At 63.2% G+C, this 13,964-nt stretch carries 13 protein-coding genes; 5 read left to right on the top strand and 8 right to left on the bottom strand.

All coding sequences use genetic code 11. From position 1 onward, the window contains the following. Positions 1-96: 96 nt before the first annotated feature. The gene (locus HCN50_RS09230; protein ID WP_171709336.1) at positions 97-1,350 is read right to left on the bottom strand and encodes an aspartate kinase; all 1,254 of its coding nucleotides are present in this window, start codon (positions 1,348-1,350) and stop codon (positions 97-99) included. A 175-nt stretch (positions 1,351-1,525) separates the two neighbouring features. Between HCN50_RS09230 and HCN50_RS09235 the strand changes: the two genes are divergently transcribed. The 3 genes from HCN50_RS09235 (at position 1,526) to HCN50_RS09245 (ending at position 3,788) form a co-directional block, all read left to right on the top strand. Continuing rightward, positions 1,526-2,005 (top strand): PH domain-containing protein, encoded by a 480-nt coding sequence (locus HCN50_RS09235; protein WP_171709337.1) that lies wholly within the window; start codon positions 1,526-1,528, stop codon positions 2,003-2,005. Positions 2,006-2,008: 3 nt separating this feature from the next. Further along, the gene (ubiG, locus tag HCN50_RS09240; RefSeq protein ID WP_171709338.1) at positions 2,009-2,776 is read left to right on the top strand and encodes a bifunctional 2-polyprenyl-6-hydroxyphenol methylase/3-demethylubiquinol 3-O-methyltransferase UbiG; all 768 of its coding nucleotides are present in this window, start codon (positions 2,009-2,011) and stop codon (positions 2,774-2,776) included. Between the two features lie 112 nt (positions 2,777-2,888). Beyond that, positions 2,889-3,788 (top strand): EamA family transporter, encoded by a 900-nt coding sequence (locus HCN50_RS09245; protein ID WP_171709339.1) that lies wholly within the window; start codon positions 2,889-2,891, stop codon positions 3,786-3,788. A gap of 112 nt (positions 3,789-3,900) precedes the next feature. Here HCN50_RS09245 and HCN50_RS09250 read toward each other — a convergent pair whose 3' ends face one another. Genes HCN50_RS09250 through HCN50_RS09265 form a run of 4 tightly spaced genes read right to left on the bottom strand, consistent with a single transcriptional unit; the run spans position 3,901 to position 6,357 of the window. Further along, positions 3,901-4,368, bottom strand: a complete 468-nt coding sequence (locus HCN50_RS09250; protein WP_171709340.1) for a DUF1178 family protein — start codon at positions 4,366-4,368, stop codon at positions 3,901-3,903. Further along, positions 4,365-5,243 carry a carbon-nitrogen hydrolase family protein gene (locus HCN50_RS09255; protein ID WP_171709341.1) on the bottom strand — a complete coding sequence of 293 codons (879 nt, stop codon included), beginning with the start codon at positions 5,241-5,243 and terminating at the stop codon, positions 4,365-4,367. The genes HCN50_RS09250 and HCN50_RS09255 overlap by 4 nt, the downstream gene beginning before the upstream one ends. Continuing rightward, complete coding sequence (gene grxC, locus HCN50_RS09260; protein ID WP_171709342.1) at positions 5,240-5,515, bottom strand: glutaredoxin 3; 276 nt, start codon at positions 5,513-5,515, stop codon at positions 5,240-5,242. The genes HCN50_RS09255 and grxC overlap by 4 nt, the downstream gene beginning before the upstream one ends. A gap of 32 nt (positions 5,516-5,547) precedes the next feature. Further along, positions 5,548-6,357 (bottom strand): ComF family protein, encoded by an 810-nt coding sequence (locus HCN50_RS09265; RefSeq protein WP_171709343.1) that lies wholly within the window; start codon positions 6,355-6,357, stop codon positions 5,548-5,550. 78 nt (positions 6,358-6,435) lie between these two features. Here HCN50_RS09265 and HCN50_RS09270 point away from each other — a divergent pair, with 78 nt between their 5' ends. After that, positions 6,436-7,281 (top strand): methyltransferase domain-containing protein, encoded by an 846-nt coding sequence (locus HCN50_RS09270; protein ID WP_171709344.1) that lies wholly within the window; start codon positions 6,436-6,438, stop codon positions 7,279-7,281. Positions 7,282-7,477: 196 nt separating this feature from the next. On the opposite strand, the gene HCN50_RS09275 is transcribed toward HCN50_RS09270, so the two are convergent. From HCN50_RS09275 to HCN50_RS09285, 3 genes are all read right to left on the bottom strand, one after another. After that, a complete protein-coding gene (locus HCN50_RS09275) occupies positions 7,478-7,888 on the bottom strand; it encodes a (deoxy)nucleoside triphosphate pyrophosphohydrolase (RefSeq protein WP_171709345.1) in 411 nt (136 codons plus the stop codon). A gap of 16 nt (positions 7,889-7,904) precedes the next feature. Next, complete coding sequence (gene argJ / locus HCN50_RS09280) at positions 7,905-9,164, bottom strand: bifunctional glutamate N-acetyltransferase/amino-acid acetyltransferase ArgJ (RefSeq protein WP_171709346.1); 1,260 nt, start codon at positions 9,162-9,164, stop codon at positions 7,905-7,907. Between the two features lie 202 nt (positions 9,165-9,366). Further along, a complete protein-coding gene (locus tag HCN50_RS09285; protein WP_171709347.1) occupies positions 9,367-10,299 on the bottom strand; it encodes a peptidylprolyl isomerase in 933 nt (310 codons plus the stop codon). A gap of 349 nt (positions 10,300-10,648) precedes the next feature. Between HCN50_RS09285 and secA the strand changes: the two genes are divergently transcribed. Continuing rightward, entirely contained in the window at positions 10,649-13,489 is a 2,841-nt protein-coding gene (secA, locus tag HCN50_RS09290; RefSeq protein WP_171709348.1) for a preprotein translocase subunit SecA, read from the top strand. Positions 13,490-13,964: the final 475 nt, after the last annotated feature.

Here is a 13,964-nt window from a genome sequence, read left to right on the forward strand (position 1 = left end):
GTGTCAGGGCGGATGCTGCGCCAGCGAAGCGCATGATCCGCCAAAAGCACCCGATTTGGCGATCAGACCATGCGCCAAATTTGAGAGAAAATCGTTCTAAGTGTGGTCGAGCCCGTAGAGCGTGTGCAGCGTGCGCACCGCAAGTTCGGTATAGGCGGCGTCGATCAGCACCGAAAACTTGATCTCCGAGGTGGTGATGGCGCGGATGTTGATATTGCGCTCGGACAGTGCCTTGAACGCCTTCGCGGCGACGCCGGCATGGCTGCGCATGCCGCTGCCGATCACCGAGACCTTCGACACGTCGGTGGCGCTGTCGAGCCGGGCGTAGCCGATCTTTCCCTTCGCCGCGGTGATGGTTTCTCGGGCGCGATTATAGTCGGCGGCCGGAACGGTGAAGGTGAGGTCGGTGGTCTTGCCGTCCTCGGAGACGTTCTGCACGATCATGTCGACGTTGATATTGGCGTCTGCCAGGGGTCCGAAGATCGCGGCGGCAACGCCCGGCTTGTCCTCGATCTGACGCAGGGAAATCTGGGCTTCGTCCTTGGTGAAGGCGATGCCGGTGACGACGTGGCTTTCCATGATTTCCTCCTCGCTGCAGATCAGCGTGCCCGGCGGCGTGCCGTGCGGGTCGATATCCTCAGGCTTGTCGAAGCTGGAACGGACGAACACGGGCATGTTGTGCACCATGCCGAGTTCCACCGAGCGTACCTGCAGCACCTTGGCGCCCAGCGAGGCCAGTTCCAGCATGTCCTCGAAGGCGATCTTGTCGAGCCGCCGCGCCTTCGGAACCACCCGAGGATCGGTGGTGTAGACGCCGTCGACGTCGGTGTAGATGTCGCAGCGGTCGGCCCGGATGGCGGCTGCAATCGCCACTGCCGACGTGTCGGACCCTCCGCGCCCGAGCGTGGTGATTCGGTTGGTCTGCGGATTGATGCCCTGAAAGCCGGCGATGACGGCGACTTCCTTGCGGTCCTTGAAACGGCTGGCGATCTCCGTGCCGTCGATCTCGAGAATCCGCGCGGAGGCGTGGGCGTCGGAGGTCTTGATCGGAATCTGCCAGCCTTGCCAGGAGCGGGCTTGGATGCCCATGCCCTGCAGCACGATCGCGAGCAGGCCGGCTGTGACCTGTTCGCCGGATGCCACGACAGCGTCATATTCGCGCGCGTCGTGCATCGGCGAAGCGTCGCCGCACCAGTCCACCAGCTCGTTGGTCTTGCCGGCCATGGCCGACACGACAACGGCGACATCATGCCCGGCGTCGACTTCGCGCTTGACGTGACGCGCGACGTTGCGGATTCGGTCGATATTGGCGACGGACGTACCGCCGAATTTCATCACGAGGCGGCCCATGACGACGCGTGCATTCCCTGTGAGGATAAGTTAGGTGACCCGCACGGAAATTGGAGCGCCCGGGCCGAAAGCGGCGTATACATAGCGACGCGGTCCGGGGCAAGCACCCCAGGTTCCGTTTTCGACCCAAAATGGCGCAAATTGCTATAGTAGCGGGTTAATTCAGGGCAGGCGTATGGGCCGTTATATCGATGAAATCCTGCAGCCCGGCGAGCGGGTGCTCTATTCGACCAACGCGCACTGGATGTTCTACCTGCCGGCGATCGGGGCCTGGACCGTGGCGATCGTGTTTCTGGTGCTGGCTCGCATGGTTGCCGCCGACGCGCTGATGCTGGTTTGCCTGGCTGTCGCTGCCATCGCCGGGCTTGCTGCATTGTACTGGACCGCGAAGGCCTGGTTCCATCGCTGGACCACCGAGACCGACGTGACGAATATGCGGATCGTCCACAAGACCGGATTCATCACGCGCAAGACGTTCGAAATGAGCCTCGACAAGGTCGAGAGCGTCGACGTCGATCAGAGCATTCTGGGGCGTATCCTCAACTACGGCAATGTCACGGTCCACGGCGTCGGCGAAGGCGAAGAAACCATTTCCACCATTTCGTCGCCGCTGGCGTTTCGCAATGCCATCACGACGCGACCGGCCAGCTCGTAAATCATGGTCATGCAGCAAAACTCTTCTGCCAGCTTTTCCGCTACCGGCAGCTCGGTGGACCCGGCCGAGGTCGCGAAATTTTCAAAACTGTCCGACGAGTGGTGGGACCCCAAGGGCAAGATGGCCCCGCTGCACAAGATCAATCCGCTGCGGCTTGGCTATATCCGCGACGCCGCATGCCGCAAGTTCGAGCGCAATGCGCGCAGCCTGAGCTGCCTGTCCGGCCTGCGGATCCTCGATATCGGCTGCGGTGCGGGCCTGTTGTGCGAACCGTTCACACGGCTCGGCGCGCAGGTGGTCGGGATCGATCCGTCTCCCACCAATATTGCCGCCGCCAGGCTGCACGCGGACAAGGGGCATCTGTCGATCGACTATCGCTGCACCACCGTCGAGCAGATGGACCACCGTGAGCGTTTCGACATCGTGCTGGCGATGGAAGTGATCGAGCATGTCACCGATGTCGGCGCGTTCCTCGCCCGTTGCGCGGCGATGGTCAAGCCGGGCGGGATCATGGTGGTCTCGACGCTGAACCGCAACTGGAAGAGCTTTGCGCTCGCCATCGTCGGCGCCGAATACGTCCTGCGCTGGCTGCCGCGCGGTACCCATCAGTGGGACAAGTTCGTCACGCCGGACGAACTTGCGCAGCACCTTGCCAACAATCGTCTCACCGTCACCGACCAGGCCGGCGTGGTCTATAATCCGCTAGCCGATAGATGGAGCATCTCGTCCGACATGGACGTGAACTACATGGTGGTGGCGGAAGGCATATAGGCGCTCCTGCGAGGGCAGGGACCACGTTCGGGTGGGTGGCGCATGCAATCGTGGCAGTTGACCGCATAGGCCTTGCCCGGCACGGTGCAGCAGCTTCCCGCTGGTATCGCCCATGTTCTCCGTCGCCACGCTCTGGATTCCCTTCACCATCATCGCTGCGCTCAGCCAGGTCGCGCGCAATGCGATGCAGCGCTCGCTGACCGGGCCGCTCGGGACCTGGGGCGCGACCAATATCCGCTTCCTGTTCGGCTTTCCGTTCTCGCTGGTGTTTTTCGCGCTCGTATTGGCTGCGACCGGAGACTCCGTGCCGTGGCCGGCAGCCGCCTTCTGGCCATGGCTGCTGCTCGGCGCGTTCAGCCAGATCGTCGGCACCGGACTGATGCTGCTTGCGATGAACGATCGCTCCTTTGTGGTGACCACGGCCTATTTGAAGACCGAGGCGATCCAGACCGCGATTTTCGGATTCATATTTCTCAGCGACCATTTGACCGTCCTGAAGGTGATCGCGATCCTGATCGCGACCGCCGGCGTGGTGATCGCCGCGCTGCGTCCTGGCTCGGAGAAGGGCTTTGCGGATTTGAAGCCGACGCTGCTGGGGCTGGCCGCCGCCGCGGCGTTTGCGTTGTCAGCCGTCGGCTTTCGCGGCGCCGTGATCGTGGTGCCCGGCGTCTCCTTCGTCACCGCAGCGTCCTATACGCTGGTGTTCGGCCTGTTCGTGCAGACGCTGGTGCTGACGGTCTATCTGCTCGCCCGCGCGCCCGATGTGCTGATGAAGATTTTCAGCCTGTGGCGGCCCTCGATGCTCGCGGGCTTCATGGGCGCATTCGCCTCGCAGTTCTGGTTTCTGGCGTTGGCGCTGACCGCGGCGGCAAATGTGCGCACGCTGGCGCTGGTCGAGGTGCTGTTCGCGCAAGGCGTATCGTACTATTCCTTCAAGCAGCCAATGTCGGCGCGCGAACTGTCAGGAATTGTGTTGATTGTCGTCGGTGTGGCGCTATTGGTGGCAGCGTGAGAATTCCGTCTCCACCGTTATTGCGAACAAAGCGAAGCAATCCATAGCTCAACAAGTTGAGAGCTGGATTGCTTCGTCGCGTTGCTCCTCGCACTGACGAGGTGGCCTCGCGTCAATTCCTATCTTCCGGCAGAACCGGCAGCGGCGAGACCTCGACGCCTTCCTCGAGCAGCGAGCGGGCCTCGTCCGGCGAGGCCTCGCCGTAGATCGGGCGATGCTCGATATCGCCGTAGTGCATCTTGCGCGCTTCGGTGGGGAAGCGCTCGCCGACATTGTCGGCGTTCTTCACGATGTGATCGCGCAATTCCTTCAGCTTGGCGCGCAGTTCGCGCTCCTGCGCCATCAATAGCGGTGTCGACTCCGATCCAGCCTTGTCGGCGGCGGCCGGCGCGGGGGCGGCAACTTCGCGGCCCTTCTTGCTCACGACCTGCGGAGCCATGATGGCGCGCTCGACCTTGACCGAGCCGCAGGACGGGCAGCTCACCAGCTTGCGCTTTTCCTGGCTCTCGTAGGCCGCCGAGCTCTGAAACCAGCTTTCGAAAGCATGGCCCTTCTCGCAGCGAAGGTTGTAGCGGATCATGCCGAGCCTCGGACGAGATGCAGATGCTCGGGGCCGGCCTTGGGATCGGCGATGCCAAAGCGGCGTCCGTGCTGCAGCGACGGCACGCTCCTGCGGGCCGCCTCGACTTTCGAGGTATCGATCTCGGCGAGGAATACGCCGGGCTCGACGCCGCCCTCGGCGAGAATTTCGCCCCACGGCGCGACGATCAGCGAATGCCCGTAGGTCTCGCGCTTGTTCTCGTGCATGCCGGCCTGCGCCGCGGCGAACACGAAGCAGCCGTTCTCGATGGCGCGGGCGCGCAACAGCGTATGCCAATGCGCCTCACCGGTTTTTTTCGTGAAGGCCGACGGAACCGTGAGAAACGATGCGCCGGCTTCGGCCAGCGCGCGATAGAGAGCCGGGAAGCGGACGTCGTAACAGATCGTCAGCCCGATCCGGCCCCACGGCAGATCCGATATCACCGCCGTCTCGCCCGGCTGGTAATTGGCGGACTCGCGATAGCTTTCGCCGCCGGGCAGGTCGATATCGAACATGTGGATCTTGTCGTAGCTCGCAAGCAGATTGCCGTCGGGCGCAATCAGGAACGAGCGGTTGACGGCGCGCTCCGGCGAAAACCGCAGCGCCAGCGAGCCGATATGGAGATGGATCTTCAGTTCCGCCGCCAGCGCCCGATAGGCTTTCAGCGAGCGATCGTCTTCCTGTGACGCGAGATGCTCGAACAGCGCCTTGCGATTTAGCTGCATCATATTGCTCACCTCGGGCGTGAGCACGTAGTCGGCGCCCTGGGCGGCAGCCTCGCGAATCAGCCTGATGCCCTGCTCGAGGCTGGGCTCGGGCAACAGCCCGGTGCGCATCTGCACCATGGCGGCGGTAAAGGTCGAGCCAGCGTTCATGAGGAGGCCTTTTCTCCCGCCAGCAAGCCATCGAGCTTGCCCGCGCGGTCCAGCGCATACAGCTCGTCACAGCCGCCGACATGGGTGGAGCCGATGAAAATCTGAGGGAAGGTCGAGCCATGGCCGGCACGGCCGTACATCTCGTCGCGGTAGGCCGGGTCGCTCGCCACATTGAACTCGGTGAACGCGGCGTTCTTGCGCGTCAGCAGCGATTTGGCCGCGGTGCAGTAGCCGCAGCCCGGGCGGGTATAGATCTCGATGGCAGCAGTCATGTAGTAGCGCTCTGATTTGGCAAGTCTTTGAATTATATGGGTGCCCGATGGCTGTCCACAACCCGCGCGAATACCAGCACGTCGACCTGCGCGGCTTTGGCGCGGAGCAGGGCGCGGGCGCAGGCGTCCGCCGTGGCGCCGGTTGTCAAGACATCGTCAATCAGGATGACGCGGCGGCCGGCAATATCCGCGTTGCGCTCAGCGGCGATTTTGAAGGCGCCCTGGACGTTTGTGGTGCGCTGGGGCCGGGATAGCCCGATCTGCTGCTCGGTGGGGCGGATGCGGCGGAGCGCCTCGGAGGCCAGTTTCACGCCGCTTTGGCGCGAAATCACCCGCGCCAGCGCGCCGGACTGGTTGTAGCGGCGGCTCCATCCGCGCCGCCAATGCAGCGGAACCGGCACCAGCACATCGGCCTCATCGAGCAATTCCCTGCCCGCGCGGGCCATCCAGCGTCCCATCGCCGGCGCCAGATCGGTGCGATCCTGGTACTTCAGCGAATGCACCAGCGTGCGGGCGACGTCATCATAGCGCACCGCGGCGCGGGCGCGCTGGTAGGCCGGTGGGCTCGCGATTGCCTCCATCGACAGCAATTCCGGACCGGGATCGTAGACGAAGGGGATGCCGAGCCGCGGACAATAAGGCGGCGCGATGAACGATAATTTCGCCCAGCACGCGGCGCAGACGCCCTCGCCATCGACCGGTTCGCGGCATGAAACGCATAGCGTCGGCAGTGCGATATCGAGGGCAAGCCGCGGAAGATGCGCGAGCATGTCGCGGCAGGCGCCAAGCGCGCCACGCAAATGGCCGGAGATGGAGCGTGATGGTGATGCCTCGGCGTCCATCCAATGAGGCTAGCGCCGCGGCGAGTTCGGCTCAAGCACGGCATTGCCAGCGAAGGGCAGCCGGCGTACCAACCGCGCATGGCTTCGAACGCGCTCCTCGCGCCTATCCTGTTCGACCGTGCGCTGTTGCGCGCGCGGCTCGATCGTGCGCGGCGCGGCGGGTCGGTGACGTTTCTGCTCGACCGCGTGCGGGAAGATTTTGAAGAGCGGTTGCAGGCGGTGACGCGGCGTTTTGCCGACGTGGCCGATATCTGGACGCCGGGCGAGCTGCTGCAAACGCCGCCAGGCGATCGCTTCAAGTCCGTCACCCACCTCGATCCCGTTGAAACGGAAACACTGCCGCTGCAACCGGAATCGGTCGACCTCATTGTCTCCGCGCTGGCCTTTCAATTCGTCAACGATCTCCCTGGGGTGCTGGCGCAGATCCGCCGAGCGCTCAAACCCGACGGGCTGTTGCTGGCGGCGATGATCGGTGGCGATACGTTGACGGAGCTCAGACAAAGCTTTGCCGCGGCGGAGGCCGAATGCGAGGGCGGGATGTCGCCGCGCGTCGCGCCGTTTGCGGACTTGCGCGACATCGGCGGCCTGTTGCAGCGTGCAGGGCTCGCACTGCCGGTCACCGACGTCGACCGCGTCGTGGTGCGCTATGACAGCGCGTTCGCGCTGATGGCCGATCTCAGGCGGATGGGCGCGAGCAATATCCTGATCGAGCGGCGGCGAGTGCCGACCCGCCGCGCTACCATGCTGCGGATGGCGCAGATTTACGGCGAGCGTTTTGCCGATGCCGATGGCCGTATCCGCGCGACCTTCGATATTGTCTGGCTGTCCGGCTGGGCGCCGCACGAGAGCCAGCAGAAGCCGCTGAAGCCGGGCTCAGCGAAAGCAAGCCTGGAAGCGGCCGTACAGCGCACGAAGCGCGATTGACGCGCAATTCCCTTCGGCGGACCAGGCCCATTCTACTTTGCATGGGGTTGTTTTCGCGATTTCGTGTCCTGACCCTGCGTGTGCCGGCGAAGAGACCATGCGGGCCTCCAGGGGGCGCGGGATCATCGTGCTTTGCACCTGCGATCGATCGATGCAACGCCACTCATCATGCGCCGGGGGCCGCCGACCTCCCGCCTCACATCAACAAGTCGATCAGATGCGGGATCAGCGGAATATCAGCAGGTGGCATCGGGTAATCCCGCAGTCGGTTGGCGCGGACCCAGGCCAGCTGCTGGCCTTCGCGGGCGATCACCAAACCTTCCCAGCGGCGGCAGATGTAGAGCGGCATCAGCAGATGGAAGCTGTCATAGGCGTAGCTCGCAAAGGTCAGTGGCGCCAGGCAGGGCTCGCTGACGTCGATGCCGAGTTCCTCATGCAGTTCGCGGATCAGGGTCTGCTCCGGCCGTTCGCCAGGCTCGACCTTGCCGCCGGGAAACTCCCACAGTCCGGCGAGGGCCTTGCCCTCGGGCCGTTGCGCGATCAGCACGCGCTTGTCGGCATCGACCAGGGCGCAGGCGACCACGAGAGTGAGCTTGATGTCGGCCATTGCGGCGCTGTCTCGCTTACGACCGGTAATCGCCGTTGATCGCGACATACTCCTTGGTGAGGTCGCAGGTGAGCACCCGGTCGCGGCCCTTGCCGAGGCCGAGCGCGACCTTGATCTGGATCTTCGGGCTTTTCATCACCTCGGAGACCTCAGCCTCGTTGTAGGACGGGTCGCGCGCACCGCTCCTGGCGACACGAATGCCGTTGAACGAGATTGAGAGCTTGTCGCGGTTGGCGGGCTCGCCGGCCTTGCCGACCGCCATCACCACGCGACCCCAATTGGCGTCTTCGCCGGCGATCGCGGTCTTCACCAGCGGCGAATTCGCAATCGACATGGCGATCTTGCGCGCCGAGGCCTTTGTGGTTGCGCCTTCGACGATCACTTCGACCAGCTTGCGTGCGCCTTCGCCATCGCGCGCCACCTGTTCGGCAAGGTTGGCCAGCACGTCGTGGAACGCCTTGGCGAATGCCTTCAGCCGGGGATCGCTGGCGCGGCCGATCTTCGGCGCGCCACTGACCGCGGCCGTGCCGGTCGCAAAGGCCAAGAGCGTATCCGACGTCGAGGTGTCGCTATCGATGGTGATGGCGTTGAAAGTGTCCTCGACGCCGCTCTTGAGCAGCGACTGCAGCACGGCGGACGAGAGCGGCGCATCGGTGAACACGAAGGACAGCATGGTCGCCATGTCGGGGGCGATCATGCCGGCGCCCTTGGCCATGCCGTTGATGGTGACCTTGGCCTTGCCGAGCTTCACCGTGGCGGTCGCGACCTTCGGAAAGGTATCGGTGGTCATGATCGCGCGTGCCGCGTCCATCCAGTGGTCGGGCGCGGCGGTTTCCGCCAGGGTCGCCAGCACGCCGTCGAACTTGGTGGCATCCAGCGGCTCGCCGATCACGCCGGTGGATGCCAGAAACACTTCGTTGGCGCTGCAACTGACAGCCTTGGACGCAATCGCGGCCGTCAGCGCCGTCGCCTGCCGGCCGGTCTTGCCGGTGAACGCGTTGGCATTGCCGGAATTCACCACCAGCGCGCGGGCAAATCCTCCCTTAGAAGATCCGCCTCGGCCAAGCTTGGCGCGGCACCATTCCACCGGCGCCGACGGACATTTCGATTTGGTGAACACGCCGGCAACGGTGGTGCCCTTGTCCATCACGGCGAGCAGCACATCGGTGCGTCCCTTGTAGCGGATGCCGGCGGCGGCGGTCGCGAGCTTCACGCCCGCGATCGCGGGCATCGCGGGGACATCGGTCGGGGCAAGGGGAGAGACGGTAGTGGACATGGGGCCAGAAATCCGAGCGTGGGGATCAAGATCGATCGTCATGGCCAGGCACAGTAGTCTGCTTTGCCCAGACCACGTACACTTGTCTGTGCTCCCGGCCATCCACGTCTTCAGCAGCCGCCAATGACGTCCTTAAGACGTGGATGCCCGGCACAAGGCCGGGCATGACGTCTCAATACTGAAGTCTGAGTGCGAAGTCGATTTACTTCTTCGCCGGCGCCATCTTGGAATCGGCAGGCTTGGCGGCGTCCGGCTTGGCGTCGGTCTTGGCAGCTTCGGCCGGCTTATCCATGCGCTCGACCTTGGCGGCTTCGCGCAGCTTGGCGACGTATTCGGCCTGCGCCTTGCGCGTTACATAGGTCTCGATCTGGGCCTTGACCTGCTCGAAGTCGGGGGCCTTGCGGGCGCGCTTTTCCTCGACCTTGATGAGGTGCCAGCCGAACTGCGACTTGACGGGATCGGAGATCTTGCCGGGCTCGAGCGTGAACGCGACGGCGGAGAATTCCGGCACCATCTGTTCCTTGGTGAAGAAGCCGAGATCGCCGCCATCGGAAGCGCCGGGATCCTTCGACTTCTTCTTCGCCAGCTCGGCGAAGTCGGCGCCCTTCTTCAGCTCTTCCGCGATCGCCTTGGCCTCGTCCTCGCTCTCCACCAGGATGTGCCGGGCGTGGACTTCCATTTCGCCGGTGATCTGCTTGGCGGCCTCCTCATAGACCTTCTTCATGGCCTCGTCGGTGGTCGCGGTCTTGCCCTCGCTGGCGAGCAGGCTGTCCATCAGAAGGCGGCTGCGGGTGAACGCCAGCCGCTTCTTGAAGTCCTCGGAATTCTCGATCTTCTTGTCCTCGGCGGCCTTGGCGACGATTTTCAGGTCGATCAGGAACGCCAGCACGTTGTCCTTCTTGGTCGCCGGGTCCATTTGCGCGAGGCTGGGGCCGAGTTCCTCTTCCGCGAGTGCAACATCGCTCTGGCGGATCTCCGCACCGTTAACTTTGGCGAGAACGGGGTTGTCCTGGGCGTGAACCGGCAGGCTCACGGTCAGAACCGCCGCCAGGCAGGCTGTTGCGGCCAAAGAATCCCGTAAGCAGGCCATGCCGAAGTGCAGGCCGGTTTTCATTTCCGGGAACGAGGTGGTCATGGAAAATCCTTGTCTTGAAGGAGGGGGCGTCAAAGGCGGCGGGACACTCGCCCAATCATGCGGCCTTGGCAACGCGAAAAGTCTGTCAAAATGATGAATTCCTTGACAGATGGACCCACGTTGACAAGCCCCGGACCCAGCCATATCTGTGCCGGATCGTATGGCGGCGATAGCGCTTATTTTGCTGCGTTTTTTGCCGTTGAACCTTGGATTGCTTAATTCCCACTCATTAGGCGGATGACGCCCCGGAACGGGGTATTTGCCGCGATGCGTCACGGTGAGTTGATAGGCAACTTGGTGGACCACGTCACGGCTTGCATCGCAAGTAACGGCAAAGGCAGGAATTGGCATGATCGGCGCGCTCGCCCGCAAGTTTTTCGGCTCCGCCAACGACCGGCGGGTGAAGGGATATCAATCCCGCGTCAACGCCATCAACGCGCTTGAACCCGAGCTTTCGAAGCTGTCGGACGAGGCGCTGAAAGCCCGCACCGCCGAATTCCGCCAGCAGCTCGCCGACGGCAAGACCCTCGACGATATTCTGGTTCCGGCCTTCGCCACCGTGCGCGAGGCCGCCAAGCGCACCCTCGGCCAGCGGCATTTCGACGTCCAGCTAATCGGCGGCATGGTGCTGCATGAGGGCGATATCGCCGAAATGAAGACCGGCGAAGGCAAGACGCTGGTGGCGACGCTTGCGGTCTATCTCAACGCGCTGGCCGGCAGGGGCGTCCATGTCGTGACCGTCAACGACTATCTCGCCCGCCGCGACTCCGCCTGGATGGGCCAGATCTATTCTTTCCTCGGGATGACCACCGGCGTGATCGTGCACGGTCTGGACGATACCGAGCGCAAGGCCGCCTACGGTTGCGACATCACCTACGGCACCAACAACGAATACGGCTTCGACTATCTGCGCGACAACATGAAGTACCGGCTGGAGGACATGGTCCAGCGCGGGCACTATTATGCGATCGTCGACGAGGTCGACTCGATCCTGATCGACGAGGCGCGCACGCCGCTGATCATCTCCGGTCCGCTCGACGACCGTTCGGATTTCTACAACACCATCGACACCTTCATGCCGAAGCTGCAGAAGGTCGTCGACTTCGAGGTCGATGAGAAGCAGCGCACTGTGACGCTGACCGAAGGCGGCATGGAGAAGATCGAGACGCTGCTGCGCGACGCCGGCCAGCTCAAGGGTGAATCGCTCTACGACGTCGAGAACGTCTCCGTCGTGCACCACGTCAACCAGGCGCTGCGCGCGCACTCGCTGTTCACCCGCGATAAGGATTACATCGTCCGCAACGACGAAGTCGTGATCATCGACGAGTTCACGGGGCGCATGATGCCGGGCCGGCGCTATTCCGAAGGCCTGCATCAGGCGCTGGAAGCCAAGGAGCACGTCCAGGTCCAGCCGGAAAACCAGACGCTGGCCTCGATCACGTTCCAAAACTATTTCCGGATGTACGAAAAGCTCGCGGGCATGACAGGTACGGCTGCGACCGAAGCCGACGAATTGTTCGACATCTACAAGCTCGAGGTCGTGGAAATCCCGACCAACCTTCCGGTGGCGCGCCTCGACGAGGACGACGAGGTCTACCGCACCCAGACCGAAAAATACGCAGCGATCCTGGCCGAGATCGAGCGCGCCAATGCACGGCTGCAGCCGGTGCTGGTCGGCACCGCCTCGATCGAAAAATCGGAAGTGCTGGCCGAATATCTGAAGAAGCACGGTTACAAGCAGATCGATTTCGAGAACGAGGCCGCGCTGGAGAAGCTCTATGCCGCGGCGCGCGCCGGCAAGCCCGCAAAGCTGTTCGCGGTCTTGAACGCGCGCTTCCACGAACAGGAAGCCTATATCGTCGCCGAGGCCGGCGTCCCCGGCGCGATCACGATTGCGACCAACATGGCCGGTCGCGGTACCGACATCAAGCTCGGCGGCTCGCTCGAAATGCGGATCCTTCAGGAGACCGCCAATATCACCGACGAGGCCGAGAAGGCCAAGAAGATCGAGTTGATCAAGGCCGACATCGAGCGCTTCCGCGAGATCGTGCTGAAGGCCGAGGAAGTGGTGGAGATCGAGCCGGCCAAGGGAAGCAAGCCGGCCAAGACCGTGACCAAGCCCGGCGGGCTCTACATCATGGGCTCCGAGCGCCACGAATCCCGCCGCATCGACAATCAGCTCCGCGGCCGTTCCGGCCGTCAGGGCGATCCGGGCCGCTCAAAATTCTTCCTGTCGCTGGAAGATGATTTGATGCGGATCTTCGGCTCCGACCGCCTCGACAGCATGCTGCAGCGGCTCGGCCTGAAGGAGGGCGAGGCCATCATTCATCCCTGGATCAACAAGGCCCTGGAGAAGGCGCAGCAGAAGGTCGAGGCGCGCAACTTCGACATCCGCAAGAACCTGCTGAAGTTCGACAACGTCCAGAACGACCAGCGCAAGGTGATCTTCGACCAGCGCGTCGATCTGATGAAGGACGACAGCGTCGCCGAAACCGTGACCGACATGCGCCACGCCTTCATTGACGACGTGGTCGCCAAGCACATCCCCGAGCATGCGTATGCCGAGCAGTGGGACACCGCGGGGCTGAAGGAAGAATTGAAGCGCGTGCTCGACGTCGATCTTCCGGTCGACGAATGGGCCAAGGAAGAGGGCATCGCCGACGAGGAGCTGCTTTCGCGCATCGAGAAGCATGTCGACGAGCGCATGGCGGCCAAGGTCGCGCAATGGGGACCCGACGTGATGCGCTACGTCGAGAAGACGATCCTGTTGCAGACACTCGATCATCTCTGGCGCGAGCATCTGATCATGCTCGACCATCTGCGTCAGGTGATCGGCCTGCGCGGTTACGGCCAGCGCGATCCCTTGCAGGAATACAAGCTCGAAGCTTTCAACCTGTTCGAAACCATGGGCGCACATTTGCGCGAGGCGGTTACCGCACAGTTGATGCGGGTCGAGATCGTGCCGCCGGAAGAGCAGCAGCCGGTGCTGCCGGCGATGGAGGCGCACAAGTTCGATCCGAACACCGGCGAGGACGAGCTAGCCTTCGCCAATGCCTCGCTGGTGCCTCAAGTCTCCGCCGCCGATCGTGATCCGAAAAACCCCGCAAGCTGGGGTAAGGTCGGGCGCAATGAGGACTGCCCCTGCGGTAGCGGCAAGAAGTACAAGCACTGCCACGGCAAGTACGCGTAAGCTTGTCTTAACCCTCCCGCCAGGGAGGGGGAAGCTGTGCCGGCAGGCTTTTGGACCAGACTGCCATCAGGTTTTCGCCAAGCATTGAGTTCGGGATCTATAAGTCCGCGGGCCGGTGACCGGTTGTCAGGAAGTTGCGGGCATCGTTGTGGTTGCGCATTTGCGAGCCGGTCAGGACGCACTTGGAAGGCTCTGTTTAGAGCCGATTCGAGGACAGCGTTTTGCATACCATGACCCGCATTCCAGGCCGTTATTGTCTGGCGATTTTTTGGGCTTGCCTCGGCAACGCTTTCTTACCAGATCCTGATCACGCGCTTCTTCAGCGTGATTATCATTTCGCTTTCGCCGCCATTTCGCTTGCCATGCTCGGGCTCACGCGGGGGCGATTGAGGTCTATGGCAAGGCCGAACGATCCCTCACGTCAGTTGTTCGCGTGGCCAGGGCTGCGGTTCCCTCTAACGGCCGAGATTGCTGG

It is taken from the genome of Bradyrhizobium archetypum (assembly GCF_013114835.1).
GTDB classification, from domain to species: Bacteria; Pseudomonadota; Alphaproteobacteria; order Rhizobiales; family Xanthobacteraceae; genus Bradyrhizobium; species Bradyrhizobium archetypum.